The organism is Micromonospora matsumotoense (assembly GCF_900091525.1).
Lineage (GTDB): Bacteria > Actinomycetota > Actinomycetes > Mycobacteriales > Micromonosporaceae > Micromonospora > Micromonospora matsumotoensis.
This window is the reverse complement of the sequence record NZ_FMCU01000002.1, coordinates 701,916-723,387: the sequence shown is the minus strand read 5'-3', so window position 1 is coordinate 723,387 and position 21,472 is coordinate 701,916. Positions and strand designations below refer to the sequence as shown.

Sequence of the window (21,472 nt, the reverse complement as noted above, 5' to 3'; positions counted from 1 at the left end):
CTTCGTTGCGTCATGTGCTAAGGAGGGCACTCAATGTTTCAGCGTAAATCTCCCGAGCAGGTTGCTGAAGAGGCGGCTCGGAAGGAGAGGCAGCAGCGCGAAGCGGAAGCTAGAAGGCGTGAAGAACAACGTGCGAGGACGCGCCAAGCCTTCTATGCTTCGCCGCAGGGGCAAGCGCGGCTGGCATTTCAACGCGGCGACTACGTGTTTCAGTATTCGATTGATGTTATGAGCCAAGAAGCGATCATTGTTCCAATGGTTGGTAGTACCACGCTTAAGAAGACGAGTGACCCGGTTGCAATCCTCAACGCCGTTTGCCGCGAAGGGTGGGAGCTTGTGAATGGCTCCTTTGTCTTCGTTGAAGAAGGGCAGCAAAGTCGTGACAAGTTCGCAGCCTCAGGGCAAAACATTGCGACCAAGGGGCGAACTGTTGCCTACTATCTATTCAAGCGGTGCGAATCGCACCACCATGCCCCAGAGGATTCGTGGGAGGTGGCAAGTTGATGCGCGCCTCTAATGATCTTGCACAGGGGGTAGGTGACAAGATGTGGACGACTCGCCCGCCCAAGAGTATTGATGGCCAAATCTCGTGACTTGGTTGACGTTGAGTGCGATGTCGGGCAGGTCAACGTCGGCATCCCGACTTCGCGCTCAACGACGCGTCTCTGCAAGGGTCTCGACGTAGACCGCAGGGTAGTGCATGAATCCGTGAGTGCCGGGATGTTGGGCGACCCGGGCTGTTCATTGGGCTCTCAGCATCTGCACACCAGGGCGGGTTGCGCTCTACGCGCGTCGGCTCGAACCTTCAACGACGAAAACCCCGATCCCTTGGCGGCCTTCTAAGACGCCCGCCTCGATGAGGATCTCGATGGCCTTCCTGACGGTCACGCCTGAGGTGTCGTACTGATCGGCAAGCTCTCGGGTCGTGGGTAGCTTGTCGCCGGGCTTCAGGAGTCCGGCGTCGATCCTGTCCAGGATGTCCTGCCGGATCCTTCGCCACAGCGGCACGTACGGCACCATGGGCCGACTCCATCACAGCCGGCTTCACATCGTGCAACCTATGCCATGTTTAAAGTCTATAGCTTGTTTGACTTGTTTAGTTGTAAACTCCCCTCGACGGATGGAAGCGCGGAGTGGAGGCGGCATGGGTAGGCGGTGGAAGTGGTTCTTGCGGCCGGGGAGGGTTGCGGTCGACCTGACCGGGCAGGCGGTGCCGGCCGGGGACGCGTCGGAGTGCTGGCGGCGGGAGACGGTCGAGGGCGTCGTACCCGATGGGGTGGAAACCTCGCGGTGCGACGGCGCGATCGTCTATGAGCGGCCTGAGCAGCGGCGGGCGGCTCTCGGGTTGAACCAGCGCGCGGGCCGTTACCGGGCAGAGCCGACCGGTCGGCAGCGTGCGGGGAAGGGCGCCGATGGCTGAGGACGTGGGGTCGACGGTGCCGCGTCGGCAGCTCGGGCGGGAGTTGCGGGAGCTGCGGACCGAGGCGCTGATCACCCTCGACGGCGCGGCGGAGGCGTTGCGGTGGAGTCGGCAGAAGATGTGGCGGATCGAGAGCGGTGCCGGCGCGGTGCGCGAGCTCGACGTGCGGCTGATGTGCGAGCTGTACGGCGCGCGGCGTCCGCTGGCCGACGCGCTGACCGCCCTGGCCGGCGAGACGCGGGTGAAGGGCTGGTGGCACTCCTACGGCGACAGCATCCCCCGCTGGTACGACCTCTACGCCGGCCTGGAGGCCGCCGCCAGCCGGCTCCGCGAGCACGCCACCGCGCTGGTCCCCACCCTCCTGCAAACCCGGGGGTACGCGACCGAGGTGTGCCAGCACCGCGTGGCTGGCACCGGTGACGAAAGGGACTGCCTGGTCGAGGCCCGGCTACGCCGGCAGGACCTACTGTCGCGGCGGCTGCCCCCACCGTCCCGCCTCGACGTGATGCTCTCCGAGGCAGTGCTGCTGCGGGCCGTCGGCGGTCCGGCGACGATGGCCGAGCAGCTCCGGCACCTGCTGACGGTGGGACGGCTGCCGCACGTGACGATCCGGGTGGCGTCGCTCGCCGCCGGGCTGCACGTCGGTGCCATCGCCGGAGCGTTCGTGCTGCTGGACTTCCCGCCCGGCAGCCGCATCGAATCCGAACCCCCGGTCGTCTACCGGGAGTCGTTGACCGGTGCGCTCTACCTCGACCGTCCGGCGGAGTTGGCCGCCTACGAGAAGATCTGGGCCAGCCTCGACACCCTCGCCCTCGACGAAGAGCAGTCCCGACGACTCATCACCAAAATTATCGAGGAGGTCCACCAAGCTGAGTGGGTCAGTCGAGCCAGCAGATGACGGCGTCGCCGTCCGTGGCGGCCGCCGCGAAGAACCGCTGTGCGTAGGGGAGGTGGTGGGTCACCCACGACAGCTGGTCCGGCCTGTCCCAGACCATCGGATAGATGTCGGCGCGCTCGAGCTCTGCCTGGTCGACGCCGCGACTGAGGTCCTGTTCGGTGAGCGCACCCAGCAGCGCGTTGGCCGCCGCGACCTGCTCCGCCGTGAGATAGCGGGGTGACCCGTACCCCCAGTCGTGCGCCAGGTCCTCGACGTACTCGTCGTCATCGGGGTCCGCTTCCGGCGTCTCGACGATCGCCTCCGCACCGACCACGATCGGCAGCTCGATGCCGCGTCGGTCGAGGAGGAAATCGAAGGCATGCCACGCCTTGCCGGTGCCGCCAACGCGATCGTCCTCGCCGTCCATGGCGGCGCGCACGAGGTCGTATGCCCAGTCCAGATCGTCTTTCGCGCGGGCCAACTCGGCCGGACTGACCCGCATCCAGTTCCCGTTCATGCTCACGCGCGGCAGCGTAGACGCGGGAACCGACAGTTCCTCAGGGCGCGGGCCAGCGAAGTCCGCTGATCCACTGTTCGGCGGTGCCTGCGACTCCCGGGCATCAAACCAAGATCAGTCGCCGGCTGGACCGGGGTTGAGCCGACCGTCTCCGGCGGCGTCGATGCGATCACGCACGGCGGCGGCGCGGGCGTCGTCGAACCTGGCGAGCAGGTCCCGTGCCTCCCGTCGCGGCGGCTCTGCCTCCTCGGGGCGGCCCGCCCCGACCAGGGCTGCGGCCAGGTTCGCCAGGGTGACCGCCAGCTGCCAGGCGTCGCCGAGCCCTCGGTGGGTGGCCGCCGCCCGCAGGTGGAACGCGACGGCCTCCTCCGCCCGGCCCCACTCCCGGTACGCCTCGCCCGCACCGTCGAGCGCCATCGCCTCGCGGCTGCGATCGCCCAACCGCCGCTGGATCGTGGCCGCCCGGTGCACCGCCTCCAGCGCCTCCGCCGGCCGCCCCGACGCGCGCAGCACCCGGGCCTGCTCGACCAGCCAGTGCGCCAGCCACACCGGGCTCCCGGCGTCCTCGGCGATGGCGAGCGCCCGTTCGATGGCGGCCTCGGCCTCCCCGATCCGCCCGAGTTCGCGCAGCGCCATGCTGAGGAAGAGCAGCGAGTTGCCCTCCTGCCCTCGGTCGGCGATCTCCCGCTGCACGACGAGTGCCCGCTCCAGCAACTCGACGGCCCGCGCCGGCTCCCCGAGTTCGTAGCGGGTCTCGGCGAGGTTGCTGAGCAGCAGGGCCTGCCACCGCCGGTTCCCCAGCCGTTCGAACCGGGCGAGCGCGTCAGTGAAGTGGGCGAGCGCGTCGGTGAGGCGGCGGTGCCGCAGCCCCAGCAGGCCGAGCGCGTTCACCGACACCGCCGTGCCGTGCGCGTCACCGATGTCGCGCCGGATCGCCAGCGCGGCCCGGTGGTGCTCGGCCGCCTCGTCGAGCTGACGCGCCTGGAAGTGGGCCTTGCCGAGACTTTCCAACGCCTCCGCCTCGCCGCGTCGGTCGCCGAGCGAGCGGGCCGCCGCCAACCCGATCCGCGCGGTGGTGAACCAACCGTCGAAGGCGTTGCGGTGCATGAAGACGCTGCGCAGGATCGCGGCGAGCTGCCAGGCCACACGCGGCGCGTCGGCCTCGGCGGCGGTCCGGGTGGCGGCGACCAGGTTGTCGCGTTCGACGTCGAACCAGGCGTCCGCCTCGGCCGGGCCGGCGAAAGCCAGCGGCACGACGCCGGCCGGTGGATCCAGCGCCACGGTGCGATTGAACGGCAAGCTCTGCGCCAGCGCGGCGTCCGCCGAGTGCAGATACCACTCCAGTACGCGGCGCAGCGCGTGCCGCCGATCCTCCTCGCCCTCGAACTGCCTGACCTGGTCGACGGCGTACGCGCGCAACAGGTCGTGCAGGTGGTAGCGGGCAGGCGCGTGCTGCTCCACCAGGTGCGCGGTGACGAGCGCGTCCAGTGGCTGGCGTACCTCGGCGGCCGGCACCCCGGCCAGCGCGGCGGCGGCCGGCACGCTCACGTCCGGCCCGGGATGCAGCCCGAGCAGCCGGAACAGCCGGGCTGCCGTGGTGCCCAGCCCCCGGTAGGACCAGGCGAAGACCGTACGCACCGCGTCGGCCTCCTCGTCGTCCTCGGCGGTGAGCGCGTCCCACAGCGCCGACTCGTCCCGCAGATCCTGGATCAGGTCACCGAGCGGCATGAACGGGCGGCTCGCGGCCCGTTCGGCGGCGATCCGCAGCGCGAGCGGCAGGCGGGCGCAGAGCCGCGCCAACTCGACCAGCTCAGCGGGGTCGTCGCCGGCACGGTGGTCGGCGGTGACGCCGTGCAGCAGCGCAACCGCGTCGTCCTCGGTCAGCATCGGCAGGGTGAGCCGGCGACCGCCGTCGCGGGTGACGAGACCGGAGAGCATGCTCCGGCTGGTGACGATCGTCAGGCAGGTGTCAGAACCGGGCAGGAGTGGACGCACCTGTCGGGCGGTGGCGGCGTTGTCGAGGACCAGCAGCACCCGCCGGTCGGCCAACCGGGACCGGTACAGGGCCTCGCGGTCCTCCGGGTCGGCGGGAACAGCGGCGGGCGGCACACCGAGCGCCCGCAGGAACCGGTCGAGCACCACCTCCGGCCGGGTCGGCTCGCCCGGGTCGTACCCGCGCAGGTTGGCGTAGAGCTGCCCGTCGGGGAAGCGGTGCCGGGCGCGGTGCGCCCACCGCAGGGCGAGAGAGGTCTTGCCGACCCCGGCCGTACCCGTGATCACCGAGAGGGTGACCCGGGCGTCCTCGTCAGCGGTCATCCGGTCGAGGGCGTGCAGCTCCGCGATCCGGTTGACGAAACCGCGTACGTCACCGGGCAGTTGGCGAGGCGGCGGCTCGCGCTCGGCTCCGTCGCCGTGGAAGTGCACCCCGCCGTAGACGTCGCGGGCCTGGACCACCTCGGCGAGGCTGTGCAACTCCGACCGGTTCACGTGGCGGGGCGACGGCTCCTGCCCATCCCGCTCACCCACGTCAACCGATCCGCGGTGGCCCCAACGGTGCCACCGCGCGGGCGAAGAACTCGTCGAGTGGCTCACCGTCGAGGTAGAGCGACTCGATGAACGCCTGGCAGCGCGCCACCAACCCCGGATCGCGCCAGCGGCGGGCCGCCGCCAGCACCCCGTCGGCGTCGTAGACCGCCTCGTACATGACCTCTGTGCCGAGGGTGTAGATCTCCGGCAGCACGCCCGTAGCTTCGGCGGTGGCGACCCGGGCCGGGTCCACCACCCGGGCCAGGCCGCCGTACTCGTGGCGCAGCCGCAGCACATGCAACTCCCACTGGAGGTACGGCGTGAGGGGCTCGTCGACTACCCGTACCCGTCGGGTGGCGAAGCCGCTCTCGGCGACCCGGCGGTAGTAGCCGGCGAACTCCTGGCGGCGACTTTCCAGGATGCGCAGCGAGTCCGCCCAGCGGCCCTCGGTGAAGGCCCGCCAACCCTCGTCACCGGGCTCCTTGAAGGACTGTTGCCGTTCCAACTTCCAGAACCCCGGCGCGGCCGTCTTCCAGAACCGGTCCTCGAAGTCCGCCCAGTATTCCGCCAGGTCGAGCCGCTCGCCGGGATCGCCGCCGAGAAGGTCATGCATCGGGAATGTCCACCTTCGCGGCGATGACGGTGGAGCGGGGAACGATGACCAGTCGCTCGCCCGGGTCGATCGACACCCCGTCGGGCAGCCGGCCGAGATATTCCTCGGTGGCGTCCTGCCCGATCATCGCGATGTCTCCGTTGCTCAATTCCCAGATGTCCGGGCAGCTCCCGTCGCCGGAGGTGTTGCCCAACTCGTGCGACGACTTTCCCCAGCGTCGCGTGAGCTCGGCGGAGGTGTCCGCCTGCCAACGGTTCCCACTCATACAAACCTCCAGGTGGGATCACGAATGGAACGTCGACCGTATTATCGATTCGGCCGCCTTCGTCGCTCTGCCGGCTGTCGTGTTTCCGACGCAAAGCGCATTCGAGGAGAACCGGATGACGGATCCCATCATGCTCACCGCCGTCACGACACTCGTCACCTGGGGCACCACCCAACTGGCCCAGGGCAGCCGGGAAGCGGTGGGCTCCCTGGTCACTTTTCTTCGCGAACGTTTCCGGCGCGAACCGGCGGCGAGGGCAGCGATCGAGGGTGCGTTCGAAGTGCCCTCGCCTGCGGCAACCCGCCTGCTGGCTGCGGTTCTGGCCGACGAAGCGAGCCGCGACCCGGGCTTCGCCGCTGAGTTCCACAACCGGTGGGCGAGGGTGGAGGCGACCCTAGCCGCCAGTGCGGACGGGGTGGTGAACTCGGTCTCCGGTGACGTCAGCGGTCCGGTCGTGCAGGCGCGTGACATCCGCGGTGGCATCTCCTTCGGCGGCTGACGGCACGCACAGATCGCGGAGATCCGTGTTTGCCCCGTCGGTCCTCGGTCTGGTTGTCTTGCCGGCTCAGGGTGGGTCCGAAAGGGACGGGGGCGGAATGGTCGCGGCGCACGAAACCACGTTGCAGGGTCTGCTGGAGGGCACGAGGCAATACCTCGTGCCGCTCTACCAGCGGACCTATTCGTGGACCGAGCTTCAGTTCGCCCGGATCTGGGACGACGTCTGCCAGCTCGCCAGGGACCGGGCCGACCACCCGGCCGCCACCCATTTCATCGGCTCGCTGGTGCTCGCGCCCAGCCCAGCCATGGGTCCGGTCGGCGTCGCCGAGTACCTGGTGGTGGACGGCCAGCAGCGGCTCACCACCCTGACCATCCTGCTCTGCGCCATCCGCGACCACCGGGCCGAGCACGAGAGCCCGAAACACCGGCTCCGGCTCGATCAGCAGTACCTGACCAACCCGTTCGAGGAGCAGCGCTGGTTGAAGCTGGTCCCCACCCAGGCCGACCGGGACGCCTACACGGCCTGCGTGAAGTCGACGCCGCACGTCGGCGGAGACAACCCGGTGGGGCGGGCGTACCAGTTCTTCGCCAAGGCGCTGACCACCCTCGGCACCGCCGAGGAGCCGATCGCCATCGAGCAGATCGAGAGTGCCGTCGTCACCGGCCTGGCGCTGGTGGCGATCACCGCCAAGCCCGGTGACAACGTCTACCGGATCTTCGAGTCGCTGAACAACACCGGGCTGACGCTCACCCAGGCCGACCTGCTGCGCAACTACATCTTCATGCGACTGCCCCACCGGGGGCAGGCCGTCTACGAGTCGCTCTGGTTGCCGCTGCAGCAGCGGTTCACCCCGACGGAGCTGGTCCTGCTCTTCTGGCTCGACCTGGTCCACCGTGACCCGAAGGTCAAGCAGACCGACACCTACTCGTCCCAGCAGGCCCGGCTCGAAAAGCTGCACACCGAAGCGGACGTCGAGGCCGAGGTGCAACGGTTCAGCCGGCTCGGCGCGCTGCTGCGGGTGATCCTGCACCCCGCCGAGGAGCAGGACCCGGGCGTACGGCAGCGGTTGGAGCGGCTCAGCGCGTGGGGCACCACCACCGTCTACCCGGTGCTGCTGCACCTGCTCGACCGACGGGACCGGGGCACGGCGACCTCCGCGCAGATCGCCTCCGCGATGTTGTACCTGGAGAGCTTCTTCGTCCGGCGGCTGCTGATCGGCCGGAGCACCATGAACATCAACCGCATCCTGCTCGCCGTGGTCACCGAGATGGACCAGGACCTGCCGGTCCACGAGGCGGTGCGGAAATACCTGTCGACGGGCCGCAAGCACTGGGCCGCCGATGCGAGTCTGCGCGCCCTGGTGCGGACCATCCCGTTCTATCTCAACGGCCGGGCCAACCAGCGCAGCCTGGTGCTGCGCTGGTTGGAGGAGTCCCACGACAGCAAGGAGCCGGTGGCGCTGGAGAAGCTGACCATCGAACACGTGCTGCCGCAGGCCCTCAGCGACGAGTGGCGGCGGATGCTCGCCGCCGACCTCGACGCGGACGAGACCCCCGACGAGGCGCACGACGCGCTCGTGCACACCCTGGGGAACCTGACTATCACCGGCTACAACTCCGAGCTGAGCAACAAGCCGTTCGCCGTCAAGCGGGTCGCCCTGGCGAAGAGCGGTGTCCAGTTGAGCCGGGACATCGCCGACCGGCAGCGGTGGGGTCGCTCGGAGATCCTGGCGCGGGCCGACGCCCTCGCTGATCGGATCGTCACCATCTGGCCCGGCCCCACCGAGGAGACCGGCAACGAGTCCGAGGTGCCCTGGGACGTGCTGGCGAAGGCCCTCGCCGAGCTGCCGGCCGGCGCGTGGACCACCTACGGCGACCTGGCCGCCCTGATCGGCACGGCACCGCAACCGGTGGGGAACCGGCTGGCCAACCATCCGACCCTGAACGCGCACCGGGTGCTCCAGGCCGGTGGGATCGTCGCGGGCAACTTCCGGTGGCTCGAACCCGGCCGCACCGACGACCCGCGTGACGTGCTGCGCGCCGAGGGCGTGAACTTCGACCAGCATGGCCGTGCCGACCAGACCCAGCGCATCACCGTCGAGGAGTTGGCGCAGCTCGCCGGGGTGACGCCGGCCGACCTGCCCGAGCGGCGATCCCGCTTCCGCGGCGACGTCGACCGCGCCTCACGGTTCATGGAACAGCTCACCGCGTCCCAGGGGCCGGCGGTCGCCACGGCCACCGCAGTCGTGCTCGACGCGTGGACCACCATGGGCGGCACCCTCGGCTACGGCGACGGCGACGAGACGTCCTGCTTTCTCCTGGCCCGGGAGAAGGAACACGAGTACGGCAACATCTGGCCGGTGACGTTCTATCCCAGTGGTAAGTGCGAGGTCGTCTTCCAGCACCTCAGCATCCGTACGCCGTTCGACGGCGTGACCCTGCGGGAGGAACTGCGGCAGCGGTTGAACCAGTTGCCGGGTGTCGAGATCGCCGCCGCCAAGCTCGCCCTGCGGCCGAACTTCCCGTTGACGGTCCTCGCCGATGCCGAGGCCCGGGACGCACTGCTCGACCATCTGCGCTGGTTCTACGACCAGGCACAGATCAGTACCCCCGACGAAACCGATCTGGTCTAGACGATCCGCATCCCGCCCCGGAGGTCCCGTCCGTGCCGCAGCTCGCCTTCGCCAACAGCTTCTGGCACAGCTTCGACGTCCTAGAGAAGCCCGTCAGGGCCGGCGTACGCAAGGCGATGGAGAAGTTCCAGCAACTCACCATCGCCGAGCTGCACGCGGACAAGGGACTGCACCTGGAGTCGGTCAACAACGCCCGGGACCCGCGTATGCGGACCATCCGGATCAACGACTTCTGGCGTGGGGTGGTGCTCGCCCCCGACGACGGCAGCGACACGTTCCTGCTGCTCAACGTCGTGCCGCACGACGGCGCGTACACCTGGGCGGCGAAGCGGCTCTACACCGTCAACACCGCGACGCGGGCGCTGGAGGTCCGCAACGTGGTCGCCATCGAGCAGCTCACCCCGGCGTTGGAGAAGGCGGCGGCGCAGGCGCCGACGTTGCTGTTCGCCAAGCACTCGGACACGGCGCTGCGGCACCTCGGCATCGACGACCAGGTGCTACGGGCCGTCCGCACGATCATCGACAAGCCACAGTTGGAGGCGTTCGGGACGCTGCTGCCCGAAGACCAGTTCGAGGTGTTGCAGCACCTCGCCGAGGGGTTCACCCCGGACGAGGTCTACCGCGACCTGGTCGCCCAACGCCGCCCGGCCGACGCACCGGACGAGCCGAGCGAAAGCCTGGCGATGGCGATCGCCAACACCACCAACCGCATCACCCTGGTCACCCGGCCCGACGAACTGGCCGAGATCCTGGACAAGCCGTTCGCCGCGTGGCGGGTCTTCCTGCACCCCTCGCAGCGCCGCGTCGCCTACCGGGTGTCCTACGGCGGGCCGGCCCAGGTGACCGGGGGGCCCGGCACCGGCAAGACGGTGGCGGCGTTGCACCGGGTCAAGCACCTGCTGTCCCGTACGCCCGACAACCGGGTGTTACTCACCACGTACACCAATGCCCTGGCCGCGACGCTGCGTGAACACCTGGCGCTGCTGCTCGACGACGAGAAGCAACTGTCGCGGGTGGAGGTGACCACGGTGAACGCCTTCGCCAACCGCACCGTGCGCGCCCTCGCCGGCCGGGTGCCGACCCCCGTCGGTGACCCCGACGAGCGGCAGGTGTGGCGGCGGGTCAGCCGCCGGCTGGCCCTGCCCTGGACCGAACAGTTCCTCGCCCAGGAGTACCGGCACGTCATCCTCGCCCACGACGTGCGCAGCCGGCACGGGTACCGCGCGGCCAGCCGGCGTGGGCGGGGCTCGGCGTTGGGCACCCGGCACCGTGACCGGCTGTGGGAGGCCGTCGAGATGTTCCACGCGGAGCTGACCGCCGCAGGCTCCGCCACGTACCTGCAGATCTGCGCACGGGCCGCGGACCTGCTCGCCGACGCGGACCGGGCCACCCACGGTTACGACCACGTGGTGGTCGACGAGGCGCAGGACCTGCACCCCGCGCAGTGGCGGGTGCTGCGCGCTGCCGTGCCGCCCGGACCGGACGACCTGTTCATCACCGGCGACCCGCACCAGCGGATCTACGACTCCCGGGTGTCGCTCGGCTCGCTCGGCATCAGCGTCACCGGGCGCAGCAGCCGGCTGCGCATCAACTACCGCAGCACCGAGGAGATCCTCGCCTGGGCGGCCCAGGTGCTCGTCGGTGCACAGGTCGACGAACTCGGCGGCGACGGCGAGGACAACCTCACCGGCTACCGGTCGCTGCTGCACGGCAGGCGACCGCAGGCGCAGGGACACCCGACGCCGCAGGCCGAGGGGGCGGCGTTGGCACAGCGGGTGGGGGAGTGGCTGGGGCAGGGCGTCCGGCCCGGCGAGATCGCCGTCTGCGCCCGGTTCACCACCACGCTGCGCGGCATGCACGACGAGCTGACCGCCGCCGGCATTCCCACCGCCTGGGTACGGGACCAGCCGGGCGCGGACGTTGACGGGGTACGGCTCGCCACCATGCACGCCATGAAGGGCCTGGAGTTCCGCTGCGTGGCGATGGTGGGTGTCAACGCCAAGGCGGTCCCCTTCGCCAAGGAAGTCACGCCGGCCGAGGTGGACCAGGTGCAACACGACAACGACCTGCTCCGGGAACGCTGTCTGCTCTTCGTCGCCAGCACCCGTGCCCGCGAGGACCTCTATGCGTCGTGGAGCGGAACACCCAGCCCGTACCTGACGTTCGCCGCCACTGACCGTTAGACCCTGAAGGAGAAGTGTGCCCCAGCCCCTGACTCTCGCCGAGATGCTGGCCGTGCTCGACGACCCCCGGTCGGTCTCCGACCTGCGACGTTACTATCTGGCCACCGGCGGCGCGGCGTTCACCGGTGGCCAGTTCGAACACCTCGGTGGCGGCGGCGACCGCCCCGAAACGGCCGGAACCATCACCGCCGAAGACCTCGTCGCGGTGGAACTGCTCGATGTGCGGGTGCCGCCCCGGTGCGCGCTCGACCTGTTGCAGGGGACGCTCGGTGAACGGATCGCCGCCGAGCTGGCGAGGATTCCGGTCGACATCGCGCTGGGCGCCGACGAGGCGTACCCCCTGGTGGTGGCGGGCGGTGCTGCGGACACCGCGTGGCGGGCGCTGCGCGACGCGGACGGCATCGGGTGGGTCATCGCCGGCAAGCTGCTCGCCCGCAAGCGTCCGAAGCTGGTGCCGGTGTACGACGTAGTGGTGTCCTGCGCCTATCGCACCGGCTCCGGCTTCTGGGAGTGGCTGCACGGCAGGCTCCGCGAGGAGGACGGCGTGTTGGGGCAGCGGCTCCGCGCACTGCACGAGAAGGCTGGCCTGCCCGAGACGGTGAGCCTGCTCCGCGTCCTCGACGTGGTCTTCTGGATGCGGCACCGCCCCGCGCACAGCAGCCCCTGCACCGGAATCCGCCTGCCATGAGCCAGGACGAGCGGGAGTTCACGGTACGCCTCCGGGGCGTGGGACCAGATCAGTACGCCGACATCGTCAATGCGGTGTGGATGCAGATGCGGGCGATCGGCTGCGACTACTGCACCGTCACGCCGGACGAGCAGAGCGATGCGGCCGCACTCGACGGGCGCTGGGACGAGTACAGCCGGGTGTCCTGGACGGAGGGTGGCCGGGGTGGGACCCCGCAGGCGCAGGCGGCGCGCGCCCACCGGACCCACAGCCGTCGCTCCGCCGGCACCGACACATGACGACGCGTAAGCCCAGGCCCAGCCGGCCTACGGGGTGCATCTGCGTCAACTGCGGCGACACCGTCGAGGGTCGGGCGGACACCCGCCAGCGGGGCCCGGACACCGCCTGGTTCGGCCACTGCCGACCGTGCGCGGACCTGGTCGCCGACCAGATGCAACCGCTCGGTCTGCTGCCGGACCGCAGCGTCGACCTCTACCGGTGCCGCACCTGCGGAAGCCTCCGCGTCTGCCGCACCGGTTGGCGGACCCGGTGTCACATCTGTCTGGACGAGCGGTCCGCCGGCCTGAGCCTCGCTGCGGGCACACGTCTGCTGACCCGGTTGCCGGACGAACCCGGACTCGCGGACCAGGTACGCCGCTTCGCCGGCCTGGCCGACACCGACACCATCCCCACCCGGGCCGCCGCCGAGTTCCAGGCCGCGATCGCCCTCGGCGCGGAACTCGACCGGCACCGCCGCGACGGCTGGGCCGACCTGGCCGGCGACGTCCACGGCCTACCGTGGTACGGCGAACGGCAGGCTCCCTTCTCGCACGGCACCTGGGGTCTGCACCTGCGCTGCGACTCGTGGCAACGGGTCCGCGACCGCAGTTGTGCCCAGTGCCCACCCGAGCCCGATGACCGGACCTTCGCCGCCCTCCGCGACACGCCGTACCTGCTGTATCTGGTGCGGCATCGCGGATTGCTGAAGTTCGGCGTCGGCGGAGCGAGCCGGGTACGGCAACACCTGCGTGCGGGTGCCCAACTGGTGGAGGTCGTCGAGGGTCGGCACGCCGACGTCATCGCGGCGGAAGCCGTCCTCAAGCGGCAGAAGCGGGCAGCGGGGGAGTCACTGCGCTGGTGGCGTACCCGGCGGATGCCGGAGTCGTTCGGCGCGGGCACCGAGGTGGTCCGGGCCGGCGTACGGATCAGGCTCGCCGACTACCTCCGCGACGGCAGCGACGTGACCAGCCGGTTTACGAACGCTGCCGGCGGAACGTCCGGGAAGGCTGAACCGGCCTCGTCAGGCTCGCCATCAATGAAGTGACGGGGTGGGAGGTCGGTGGTAACCGAGGATTTGCATTGCTTCCTTCCCCGCCGCGCGAAGATCCTCGACCTGCAGTTCAGGAACGTGATAGTCATTCGCCCGAATGGTGGCCAAGAAGCCTTCAGGAAGGCGTGCGTGGTAGGTCGCCACGTAGAACCGCAGATCGTCGCGCCACAGCCACTCCCCGTCCGTCATCACGGAGGCTCCGCCGACAAGATGCCGGCCACTACCCAGGACGTCCATCTCCGCGCCCATCACGTCGATCAGGCCGTGTCCGTCGCGCAGATACTGGACTACCCGATCGGCGTCGGGGAGCGGGTGTGGAGCCAGGTGGGTGCGGATGCTCTCGGTGTAGACCGAGACCGGGTCCGGGCCGAGTTCTCGGAAGAAGCCAGCTGTCTTCATCGACGGCCCTCTGGTCGCGGCTCGAAGACCCTCCAGATGCCGCCGGCTTCGACAACCGGCGGCTCGGGTTCGGCCGCCCACCGTTCGGTGCCGACTCGCTTTGTCGGCGCGACCACGGTCACGCCAAGCGCGTCAGCGACCTGTTGCCCGAGCGGAACGGCGTTGATCACCTCGGAATCGATCGTGCCCGAGTAGCAGGACACCAGCCGCACCGGTCCCCCGTCGTAGGCCGGATTGTCCCTGAGCGCCGTAGCGATCTGTGCTGCGCTGGTCGGGTTCCCGTCCATGTCCGCCCCCTCCGACGAGAGCTTACCGGGGATGAAGTAGCCCTTGTCGGTGCCGTGGACGACGACGTCGTGGTGCCCGTCGAGAGGCAGGGATTTCTCCCTGTTCCGCATCGTCCGGGCGTCGTACCCGACGACTGTGGAATGGTCGGTGTGGTAGACCGGATCACCGGCGGGGAGATAGGAATCCGGTCGCTCCTTCGGGCGCATCGGTCGGGCCCGTGGATCAGCCCAGTCGCGGCGTGTGCCCATCCGGTCGTTCGGGCCGATCCGAGCGAGCCGGTGGAGCGCCTGCTTGAGTTTGTCGATAAGGTCGCCGAGGCGGCGTAGTTCCGGCAGCAGCCGCCGCAGGCTGGCCAGCAGCCCGCGCAGCAGCCGGGCGATCCGCGCCGCCCACGATCCCACCAGCGTGGTCACCTGCTCCACCACCAGCGGTGTGGCGAGCCCGCCGGTGACGAGCAGTTCGCCCGCGTACACGATGAGGCGGGAGACGCAGGCGGCGATGGCGTCGCGGACGAGGAGCCGGACGGCGGCGACCAGGCCGGCGGCGCCCTCGGTGGCGGCGGCGAGGGTGTCGGCGCCCCGGGCGAGGCCGGTGATCGCCCGGTGCTGCTCGGCGGCCCAGGCCCGGTAGGCGGGTCCGGCATCGCCGCCCCAGCCGGCGACCTCGGTGCGGACCGCGTGGGTCAGCTCGGCGGCGTCCGCGCGGAGCGAGGTGGCGACGTTGCGCCACGTCTGGGCGTGTGCGGTGATCTGGGCGGGGTCACCGGCGAGCCAGTCCAGGGCCTCGCTGAGGGGTGTGACGTGTGCGATGAGCCAGGCGATGCCGTACTGGAGCAGTGCGCCGACCGGGTCGGAGACGAGGGCGAGGGCGTCCAGGCCGGCGCTGACCACGCCGAGGCTGCCGTCGATCCAGCTGCCGGTGCGGACGCCCTGGGCGACGAGTTCGATGTCCTCGCAGATCCAGATCCCGGCCCACGCGCTGGGCCCGGCGTCCGACGGCGTGGCGACCAGCGGGTTGCCGGTCACCGCCGGTCCCGTAACCGGTCGAGGTGTCGCGCGGCGCGGGCGTCGGCGGCCCGGTAGCCGTCGGCGCCGGACCGGAGCTTCCCGGCGGTGTCCCGGACCGATCCGGCGGCGGTGCCGACGCCGTCGACCAGGGTCCGTTGGAGGCCGGTGAGCAGCGTCGGCATGATCGCGCAGAGTTGCCCGTACGCGTCGGCGTCGAGCCGGACGTGGTGGCCGGCCTGGCGGGCGGTGTCCAGGCTGTCGGCGCAGCGGTCCAGGTGGGCGGCGTGCGCGGTCAGGTCGTCCGGGTCGACCTGGATGCCGTCACCGGTGGGCATCCGGCGGGCCCTGACCGGGGGCGAGCCGCTGCCGGTGCGACTCGATGATCGCCTGGGCGGTCGGGTCGTCGGCGCCGAGGACCCGGGTGGTGGCCTCGGTGAGCTGCCGCAGCAGGTCGGTGCGGGCGGCGTGGGTGGTCGCCAGGATCTGCCGGGCGGTGTGGGCGGCGGTGTACTGCCGGGTCTGCTCGTCCAGCCGCAGGTCGATCAGCAGGCCGGTGGGATCGACGGTGACCTCGATGGTCCGGTCGGGGCTGCGGGCGGTGCCGGTCAGTGCCTGCACCTGTGCCGCGAGGTGCTTCGCCCGGTCCGCGCGGTCGGTGAACGACGACTCCCACCCGTCGAGCCGGCGGGCCGCCGCGTCCAGGGCCGCCTCATCCGCCCACATCCCACCCTCCCCAGGGGACAGCCACCGACGCCACGCCCGGTCGGGCCGGGACGCCTCGGTGGACGGCGGACCGCGATCACCGACACCGTACCAATCGGTTACGCAAGGCAGTGTCCCGTCGGAACCGGCCGCGGCGGACGGCTGCGGCGCGGGGTGTCGAGTCGGCTTCCCGACTGTGGCGCGACCTTCCGAGGGTTGTCCGTTGGCGTCGCACCGTCCATTATGCTCACAGCGCGTGCCGGCGACGATGCCCTCGGTAGTCGCGCGCCTGAACGAAGGGACCTCTGCATGAACTGGACCGAGCGGACCAGCCCACTGCGCCGACGGCGGGGCCCGGGGACCACCACCCCGCTGCGTGCCGCCCTGGCCCTTCTCGCCGTGCTGGTCGCGGGGGTCGCCACCACGCTCGCCGTCGCGACGCCGGCCAGCGCCGCGACCACCACGATCTGCAAGAGCTCGCCGATACCCGCCGGCTACGTGATCATCGCGGAGGGGTCGTCGGCGTCCTGCCCGTACAGCTTCCCGAACACCTGGACGATCACCACGCCCTCCACCACCTCGACCACCGTGATGTGCAAGGCCTCCGCCGTGCCGACCGGTTACGTGGCCATCGCGGAGGGGGCGTCGGCGTCCTGCCCGTACAGCTTCCCCAACACCTGGACCATCCGGATCCCGCCCACCGGCTCGGCGAGCGTGATGTGCAAGGCGTCGACCCTGCCGACCGGGTTCGTGATCATCGCGGAGGGGTCGTCGGCGTCCTGCCCGTACAGCTTCCCGAACACCTGGACGATCACCAAGCCGTCCACCACGGGCATCACCACCATCTGCTCGGCGTCGCCGATCCCGGCCGGCTACGTCGTGGTCGGCACCGGGTCCTCGGCGTCCTGCCCCTACAGCTTCCCGAACACCAAGAGCATCAAGCTGCCCTGACAGCGGGCGGGGCCGCCGCCGCCCCGGGCGGCGGCGGTGGCCCAGCTCACCGCCGCCGCCGTGACCAGGCGTCGCGCCGGTCCGTCCCGGGTGCGTAGAGTTCCCGGGTCGGGCCGGCGGTCGGCCCCGGATGGCAGGGCGGGACGATAGCGGACATGACGGTGGACAACGTCGGACAATCGGGCGACGTCGACAGCCGGGGGCGCGACGCCGGCACCCCGGGAGTCGACCAGGACGAGTTGGCGGTCGCGCTGCGGGTCTTCGCGGCGTTGGAGTCGCTGCCCAGCGACCACCCGGACGTGGTACGGGTGCAGCGGGCCACCGCCCGGCTGTTCAAGATGGTGAAGCAGCGGCGCCGCGAGGAGCGGCGGGAAACCGTCATGGCCCACGACCGCGCGGTCACCGCCGCCACCGCCACGGGCGCCCCGGGCCGGATCGACGACGAGACCAAGGGCATCCCGCTCGCCTCGCCGACCGCCGGTGACATCGCCGGTACTCTGATCAATCCGCGTGGCTGCTACATCTGCAAGACCCGCTACCGCGAGGTCGACGCGTTCTATCACCAACTCTGCCCCGACTGCGCCACCCTCAACCGGGAGCGCCGGGACGCGCGGTGCGACCTGACCGGGCGGCGGGCGCTGCTCACCGGGGGACGCGCCAAGATCGGCATGTACATCGCCCTGCGGCTGCTGCGTGACGGTGCGCACACCACGATCACCACCCGGTTCCCGCACGACGCGGTCCGCCGGTTCACCGCCATGCCGGACAGCGCCGACTGGCTGCACCGGTTGCGGGTCGTCGGCATCGACCTGCGGGACCCCGCCCAGGTGGTGGCGCTGGCCGACTCGGTCGCCGCGCAGGGTCCGCTGGACATCCTGATCAACAACGCCGCGCAGACGGTACGCCGCACCCCCGGCGCGTACGCCCACCTGGTCGCCGCCGAGACGGCGGCGCTGCCCGAGGGGCCGCTGCCGGAGCTACTCACCTTCACCGGTGGTCGGGGTGTCACCCTGGCGTTGCCGGACGGGACCGTGCCGGCCGCCGCCATCGCCCCGCACGCCCTCACCGCGCTGGCGCTGACCGGTCGGTCCGCCACGCCGGAGCGGATCGCCGCCGCCACCGCCATCGACGCCGGTGGGCTCGCCCCCGACCTCGGCGACACCAACAGCTGGGTGCAGCGGGTGCACGAGGTCGACCCGGTCGAGCTGCTCGAGGTGCAGCTGTGCAACGTGACCGCCCCGTTCGTGCTGGTCAGTCGGCTCCGGCCGGCGTTGGCCGCCGCCCCGGCCGGGCGGGCGTACGTGGTGAACGTGTCGGCGATGGAGGGGCAGTTCGCCCGGGGCTACAAGGGGGCGGGGCACCCGCACACCAACATGGCCAAGGCGGCGCTGAACATGCTCACCCGCACCAGCGCCGAGGACATGCGCGCCGACGGCATCCTGATGACCAGCGTCGACACCGGCTGGATCACCGACGAGCGCCCGCACCCGACGAAGATGCGCCTGGCCGACGAGGGTTTCCACGCCCCGCTGGACCTGGTCGACGGGGCGGCCCGGGTGTACGACCCGATCGTCCGGGGCGAGCGGGGCGAGGAGCTGTACGGCTGTTTCCTGAAGGACTACGCGCCCTGCGCCTGGTGAGCGGCATCGGGTGGCCCGGCCCCCGCCGGTGTCAGGCCACCCGGGTGGCCGGCAGCAGGTGGTGCCCGGGGGATCAGTCGGGCAACCGGGGCATCTCCAGACCGGGTCGACGGCCGAGCAGGGTGGCCCGGGTCAGCGCCGCCGCGCCGAACCGGTCCCGGACCGCGTCGACGGCGTTGTCCAGCTCGACCCCCCGGTCGGGGGTGAACGGCAGTTCCGGCTGGACCGGGGCGTCGTCGAGGTTGCCCACCGCCACCCCGACCAGGGTGATCCCGCGGCGGGCCAGCTCGGGCTGGGCCGCCCGCAGCAGTGAACGGGCGGCGGCCAGTAACGGTGTCGTCCGGTCGGTGGCCCGGCGCAGGGTCCGCGACCGGGTGGCCGCGGTGTAGTCGGCGAACCGCAGCCGCAGGGTCACCGTCCGGCCGGCCCGGCCGGCGGCCCGAAGCCGGCGGGCCACCCGGTCGACCAGCCCGGACAGGGTGGCGTCGACGTCGGCGGGGGAGTGCGGGCCGGCCCCGAGGGCGTGCTGGGCGCCCATCGAGGATCGTCGGCGGCCCACCTGCACCGGTCGGGGGTCGCGGTGGTGGGCCAGCGCGTGCAGATGTCCGCCGGCGCCCGCGCCGAGCAGCGACTCGAGGGTCGGCACGTCGAGGCGGGCCAGCTGGCCGACCGTGTGGATGCCCCGGGCGCGCAGCTTCGCCGCGGTGACCGGGCCGACGCCCCAGAGCCGTTCCACCGGCAGCGGGTGCAGGAACGCCAGCTCGCCGTCGGGCGGGACCTCCAGCAGGCCGTCCGGTTTGGCCACCCCGCTGGCGACCTTGGCGAGGAACTTCGTCCGGGCCACCCCGACGGTGATCGGCAGCCCGACCTGCTCGCCGACCATCCGCCGCAGCCGGGTCGCGATCTGCACCGGCGACCCGGAGAGCCGGCGCAGGCCCCCCACGTCGAGGAACGCCTCGTCGATGGAGAGCCCCTCCACCCAGGGCGTGGTGTCCCGGAAGATGGCGAACACCGCCCGGCTCGCCGCCGTGTACGCCGCCATCCTCGGCGGCACCACGACCGCCTCGGGGCAGAGCCGCCGGGCCTGCCGCCCGCCCATCGCGCTCTGCACGCCGTACGCCTTCGCCTCGTAGCTGGCCGCGAGGACCACCCCGCCGCCGACGATCACCGGTCGGCCGCGCAGGCGCGGGTCGTCCCGCTGCTCGACCGAGGCGTAGAACGCGTCCAGGTCGGCATGCAGGATGCTGGCTCCGGTCGGCACCGCCCCATGTTCGCACAGGTGTTCGACCAGGGCGTGCTGAGCTGCCGGAACGGTGTGCCCGAAGAGACCGAACGGTCACCGGCTGCCGGGCTCGGATCAGCCCTGGGCGGTGGCCGACGGGACGGCGCTGCCGCCCTGCGGCGCCTCGCCGGCCATCAGCCGGGCGATCTCCGCCCGGTCCGCCGCCGACGGCAACCCCCACTGCGGCTGGTAGCCGTAGACCTCCCGCAGGGGGCGGGCCGAGGTCCGGCCGTCGAGGATCTCGACGGCGTCGGTGTCGATCAGCCCCGGATGCTCGACCCCGCACGCCTCGGCGACCTTGACCAGGTCCCGGCGCAGGGTGCCGATGTAGTTCGCCGCCCGCACCGACTTGCGGGCCGGGTCCAGGCCCCGGGCCAGCCAGGGGTTCTGGGTGGCGACGCCGGTGGGGCAGGAGTCGGTGTGGCACTTCTGCGCCTGGATGCAGCCGATCGCCAGCATCGCCTCCCGGCCGACGTTGACCAGGTCGCAGCCGAGCGCGAACGCCACCACGGCGTTGTCCGGCAGGCCCAGTTTGCCCGCGCCGACGAAGACGGTCTGCTCGTGCAGCCCCCGCTCGGCGAAGGTCCGGTAGACCCGGGCGAAGCCCTGCTGGAACGGCAGCGACACCGAGTCGGTGAAGATCAGCGGTGCGGCGCCGGTGCCGCCCTCGCCGCCGTCGACGGTGACGAAGTCGACGCCCCGGCCGGTGTCGCGCATCAGCGTGGTCAGCTCCTCCCAGAACCCCAGGTCACCGACGGCGGACTTGATGCCGACCGGCAGCCCGGTCTCGGCGGCCAGCAGTTCCACCCAGTCCAGCAGGCTGTCGCAGTCGGAGAACTCGGCGTGCCGCGACGGGCTCACGCAGTCCTCCCCGGGGGTGATCCCCCGGGTGGCGGCGATCTCGGCGGACACCTTCGCCCCGGGCAGCAGCCCGCCCAGGCTGGGCTTCGCGCCCTGACTGAGCTTGATCTCCAGGGCCCGCACCGGGGCCCCGGCGACCAGGTCCCGCAGTCGGGCGAGGTCGAACCGGCCCCGGGCGTCCCGGCAGCCGAAGTACGCCGTACCGAGCTGGAAGACCAGCTCACCGCCGTGGCGATGGTACGGCGACAGCCCACCCTCGCCGGTGTTCTGCAGGCAGCCGGCCAGCGCCGCCCCCTGGTTGAGGGCGGACACCGCGTTGCCGGACAGCGAGCCGAAGCTCATCCCGGAGATGTTGACCACCGACCCGGGGCGGAACGCCTTCGCCCGTCCGCGTGGCCCGCCGAGCACCTTGGCCGCCGGCAGCCGTACGTCGTGCCCGCTGGTCGGCACCGACGACGGGACGGTCCGGGCGAACGTGCGGTGCTTGATGATCGGGTAGCCGGGGCTGCGTTCGATGTCGTTGTCGGTGCCGAAGCCGAAGTAGTTGTTCTCCTGCTTGGCCGAGGCGTAGATCCAGCGTCGCTGGTCCCGGGTGAACGGCCGTTCCTCGTCGTTGCCGGCGACGATGTACTGCCGCAGTTCCGGCCCGATCGCCTCCAGCAGGTAGCGGGCCCGCCCGACCAGCGGGAAGTTGCGCAGCAGCGCATGGTCACGTTGCAGGACGTCGCGGGCGGCCAGGCCGGCGACGGCGGCGGCGATCACGGGTACGGTGCGGCGGGCCCACGTCATGCCGGCCACACTCCCCGTTGCCGC

Annotated in this window: 21 protein-coding genes; 10 read left to right on the top strand and 11 right to left on the bottom strand. The window is 71.2% G+C overall.

What is annotated here, in order from left to right:
- The first annotated feature begins 33 nt into the window (after positions 1-33).
- Positions 34-504, top strand: a complete 471-nt coding sequence (locus GA0070216_RS33625) for a hypothetical protein (protein WP_141723014.1) — start codon at positions 34-36, stop codon at positions 502-504.
- A 279-nt stretch (positions 505-783) separates the two neighbouring features.
- Here GA0070216_RS33625 and GA0070216_RS06895 read toward each other — a convergent pair whose 3' ends face one another.
- Positions 784-1,020, bottom strand: coding sequence for a GntR family transcriptional regulator (locus tag GA0070216_RS06895; RefSeq protein ID WP_091240641.1), 237 nt, complete (start codon positions 1,018-1,020; stop codon positions 784-786).
- Positions 1,021-1,412: 392 nt separating this feature from the next.
- Here GA0070216_RS06895 and GA0070216_RS06885 point away from each other — a divergent pair, with 392 nt between their 5' ends.
- Positions 1,413-2,318 carry a helix-turn-helix domain-containing protein gene (locus tag GA0070216_RS06885; protein ID WP_091240634.1) on the top strand — a complete coding sequence of 302 codons (906 nt, stop codon included), beginning with the start codon at positions 1,413-1,415 and terminating at the stop codon, positions 2,316-2,318.
- Here the strand turns inward: GA0070216_RS06885 and GA0070216_RS06880 are convergent.
- From GA0070216_RS06880 to GA0070216_RS06865, 4 genes are all read right to left on the bottom strand, one after another.
- The gene (locus GA0070216_RS06880) at positions 2,299-2,814 is read right to left on the bottom strand and encodes a DUF1877 family protein (RefSeq protein ID WP_091241033.1); all 516 of its coding nucleotides are present in this window, start codon (positions 2,812-2,814) and stop codon (positions 2,299-2,301) included. The genes GA0070216_RS06885 and GA0070216_RS06880 overlap by 20 nt on opposite strands.
- Positions 2,815-2,928: 114 nt before the next feature.
- The gene (locus GA0070216_RS06875) at positions 2,929-5,340 is read right to left on the bottom strand and encodes an ATP-binding protein (protein ID WP_091240631.1); all 2,412 of its coding nucleotides are present in this window, start codon (positions 5,338-5,340) and stop codon (positions 2,929-2,931) included.
- A 1-nt stretch (position 5,341) separates the two neighbouring features.
- Positions 5,342-5,953 carry a DUF6879 family protein gene (locus tag GA0070216_RS06870; RefSeq protein WP_091240627.1) on the bottom strand — a complete coding sequence of 204 codons (612 nt, stop codon included), beginning with the start codon at positions 5,951-5,953 and terminating at the stop codon, positions 5,342-5,344.
- Positions 5,946-6,218: a hypothetical protein gene (locus GA0070216_RS06865; RefSeq protein ID WP_091240624.1), complete on the bottom strand. Its 273-nt coding sequence runs from the start codon at positions 6,216-6,218 to the stop codon at positions 5,946-5,948. The genes GA0070216_RS06870 and GA0070216_RS06865 overlap by 8 nt, the downstream gene beginning before the upstream one ends.
- A gap of 115 nt (positions 6,219-6,333) precedes the next feature.
- Here GA0070216_RS06865 and GA0070216_RS06860 point away from each other — a divergent pair, with 115 nt between their 5' ends.
- The 6 genes from GA0070216_RS06860 (at position 6,334) to GA0070216_RS06835 (ending at position 13,523) form a co-directional block, all read left to right on the top strand.
- Positions 6,334-6,717 carry a hypothetical protein gene (locus GA0070216_RS06860; RefSeq protein WP_141723013.1) on the top strand — a complete coding sequence of 128 codons (384 nt, stop codon included), beginning with the start codon at positions 6,334-6,336 and terminating at the stop codon, positions 6,715-6,717.
- A 97-nt stretch (positions 6,718-6,814) separates the two neighbouring features.
- The gene (locus GA0070216_RS06855) at positions 6,815-9,349 is read left to right on the top strand and encodes a GmrSD restriction endonuclease domain-containing protein (protein WP_091240618.1); all 2,535 of its coding nucleotides are present in this window, start codon (positions 6,815-6,817) and stop codon (positions 9,347-9,349) included.
- 32 nt (positions 9,350-9,381) lie between these two features.
- Positions 9,382-11,532 carry a UvrD-helicase domain-containing protein gene (locus GA0070216_RS06850; protein ID WP_091240615.1) on the top strand — a complete coding sequence of 717 codons (2,151 nt, stop codon included), beginning with the start codon at positions 9,382-9,384 and terminating at the stop codon, positions 11,530-11,532.
- 16 nt (positions 11,533-11,548) lie between these two features.
- A complete protein-coding gene (locus tag GA0070216_RS06845) occupies positions 11,549-12,220 on the top strand; it encodes a DUF6308 family protein (RefSeq protein ID WP_218108141.1) in 672 nt (223 codons plus the stop codon).
- Complete coding sequence (locus GA0070216_RS06840) at positions 12,217-12,498, top strand: hypothetical protein (protein WP_091240608.1); 282 nt, start codon at positions 12,217-12,219, stop codon at positions 12,496-12,498. Before GA0070216_RS06845 ends, GA0070216_RS06840 begins: the two co-directional genes overlap by 4 nt.
- Positions 12,495-13,523, top strand: a complete 1,029-nt coding sequence (locus tag GA0070216_RS06835; protein ID WP_091240605.1) for a hypothetical protein — start codon at positions 12,495-12,497, stop codon at positions 13,521-13,523. Before GA0070216_RS06840 ends, GA0070216_RS06835 begins: the two co-directional genes overlap by 4 nt.
- Here the strand turns inward: GA0070216_RS06835 and GA0070216_RS06830 are convergent.
- The 4 genes from GA0070216_RS06830 to GA0070216_RS06815 are packed head-to-tail and all read right to left on the bottom strand — an operon-like array spanning position 13,512 to position 15,946.
- Complete coding sequence (locus tag GA0070216_RS06830) at positions 13,512-13,928, bottom strand: hypothetical protein (RefSeq protein WP_091240602.1); 417 nt, start codon at positions 13,926-13,928, stop codon at positions 13,512-13,514. The genes GA0070216_RS06835 and GA0070216_RS06830 overlap by 12 nt on opposite strands.
- Positions 13,925-15,241 carry a WXG100 family type VII secretion target gene (locus GA0070216_RS35320; protein WP_245722340.1) on the bottom strand — a complete coding sequence of 439 codons (1,317 nt, stop codon included), beginning with the start codon at positions 15,239-15,241 and terminating at the stop codon, positions 13,925-13,927. The genes GA0070216_RS06830 and GA0070216_RS35320 overlap by 4 nt, the downstream gene beginning before the upstream one ends.
- Positions 15,238-15,558 (bottom strand): type VII secretion target, encoded by a 321-nt coding sequence (locus GA0070216_RS06820; RefSeq protein ID WP_091240598.1) that lies wholly within the window; start codon positions 15,556-15,558, stop codon positions 15,238-15,240. The genes GA0070216_RS35320 and GA0070216_RS06820 overlap by 4 nt, the downstream gene beginning before the upstream one ends.
- Positions 15,545-15,946, bottom strand: a complete 402-nt coding sequence (locus tag GA0070216_RS06815; protein ID WP_091240595.1) for a hypothetical protein — start codon at positions 15,944-15,946, stop codon at positions 15,545-15,547. The genes GA0070216_RS06820 and GA0070216_RS06815 overlap by 14 nt, the downstream gene beginning before the upstream one ends.
- Positions 15,947-16,234: 288 nt before the next feature.
- Here GA0070216_RS06815 and GA0070216_RS06810 point away from each other — a divergent pair, with 288 nt between their 5' ends.
- Together GA0070216_RS06810 and GA0070216_RS06805 are read left to right on the top strand one after the other, a co-directional pair.
- The gene (locus GA0070216_RS06810) at positions 16,235-16,876 is read left to right on the top strand and encodes a hypothetical protein (RefSeq protein ID WP_091240591.1); all 642 of its coding nucleotides are present in this window, start codon (positions 16,235-16,237) and stop codon (positions 16,874-16,876) included.
- A 155-nt stretch (positions 16,877-17,031) separates the two neighbouring features.
- Positions 17,032-18,516 carry an SDR family NAD(P)-dependent oxidoreductase gene (locus tag GA0070216_RS06805; protein ID WP_091240588.1) on the top strand — a complete coding sequence of 495 codons (1,485 nt, stop codon included), beginning with the start codon at positions 17,032-17,034 and terminating at the stop codon, positions 18,514-18,516.
- A gap of 73 nt (positions 18,517-18,589) precedes the next feature.
- Here the strand turns inward: GA0070216_RS06805 and dinB are convergent, their stop codons facing one another.
- Positions 18,590-19,777, bottom strand: a complete 1,188-nt coding sequence (gene dinB / locus GA0070216_RS06800; RefSeq protein ID WP_091240585.1) for a DNA polymerase IV — start codon at positions 19,775-19,777, stop codon at positions 18,590-18,592.
- Between the two features lie 96 nt (positions 19,778-19,873).
- On the bottom strand, positions 19,874-21,448 hold the full coding sequence (locus tag GA0070216_RS06795; RefSeq protein ID WP_091240583.1) for an FMN-binding glutamate synthase family protein: 1,575 nt from the start codon (positions 21,446-21,448) through the stop codon (positions 19,874-19,876).
- Between the last annotated feature and the right edge of the window lie 24 nt (positions 21,449-21,472).

Coding starts and splice junctions, on each gene's coding strand:
- GA0070216_RS33625 (WP_141723014.1), top strand. CDS start 34: ATGTTTCAGCGTAAATCTCCCGAGCAGGTTGCTGAAGAGGCGGCTCGG.
- GA0070216_RS06895 (WP_091240641.1), bottom strand. CDS start 1,020: ATGGTGCCGTACGTGCCGCTGTGGCGAAGGATCCGGCAGGACATCCTG.
- GA0070216_RS06885 (WP_091240634.1), top strand. CDS start 1,413: ATGGCTGAGGACGTGGGGTCGACGGTGCCGCGTCGGCAGCTCGGGCGG.
- GA0070216_RS06880 (WP_091241033.1), bottom strand. CDS start 2,814: ATGAACGGGAACTGGATGCGGGTCAGTCCGGCCGAGTTGGCCCGCGCG.
- GA0070216_RS06870 (WP_091240627.1), bottom strand. CDS start 5,953: ATGCATGACCTTCTCGGCGGCGATCCCGGCGAGCGGCTCGACCTGGCG.
- GA0070216_RS06865 (WP_091240624.1), bottom strand. CDS start 6,218: ATGAGTGGGAACCGTTGGCAGGCGGACACCTCCGCCGAGCTCACGCGA.
- GA0070216_RS06860 (WP_141723013.1), top strand. CDS start 6,334: ATGACGGATCCCATCATGCTCACCGCCGTCACGACACTCGTCACCTGG.
- GA0070216_RS06855 (WP_091240618.1), top strand. CDS start 6,815: ATGGTCGCGGCGCACGAAACCACGTTGCAGGGTCTGCTGGAGGGCACG.
- GA0070216_RS06840 (WP_091240608.1), top strand. CDS start 12,217: ATGAGCCAGGACGAGCGGGAGTTCACGGTACGCCTCCGGGGCGTGGGA.
- GA0070216_RS06835 (WP_091240605.1), top strand. CDS start 12,495: ATGACGACGCGTAAGCCCAGGCCCAGCCGGCCTACGGGGTGCATCTGC.
- GA0070216_RS06830 (WP_091240602.1), bottom strand. CDS start 13,928: ATGAAGACAGCTGGCTTCTTCCGAGAACTCGGCCCGGACCCGGTCTCG.
- GA0070216_RS06820 (WP_091240598.1), bottom strand. CDS start 15,558: ATGCCCACCGGTGACGGCATCCAGGTCGACCCGGACGACCTGACCGCG.
- GA0070216_RS06815 (WP_091240595.1), bottom strand. CDS start 15,946: ATGTGGGCGGATGAGGCGGCCCTGGACGCGGCGGCCCGCCGGCTCGAC.
- GA0070216_RS06810 (WP_091240591.1), top strand. CDS start 16,235: ATGAACTGGACCGAGCGGACCAGCCCACTGCGCCGACGGCGGGGCCCG.
- GA0070216_RS06805 (WP_091240588.1), top strand. CDS start 17,032: ATGACGGTGGACAACGTCGGACAATCGGGCGACGTCGACAGCCGGGGG.
- GA0070216_RS06795 (WP_091240583.1), bottom strand. CDS start 21,448: ATGACGTGGGCCCGCCGCACCGTACCCGTGATCGCCGCCGCCGTCGCC.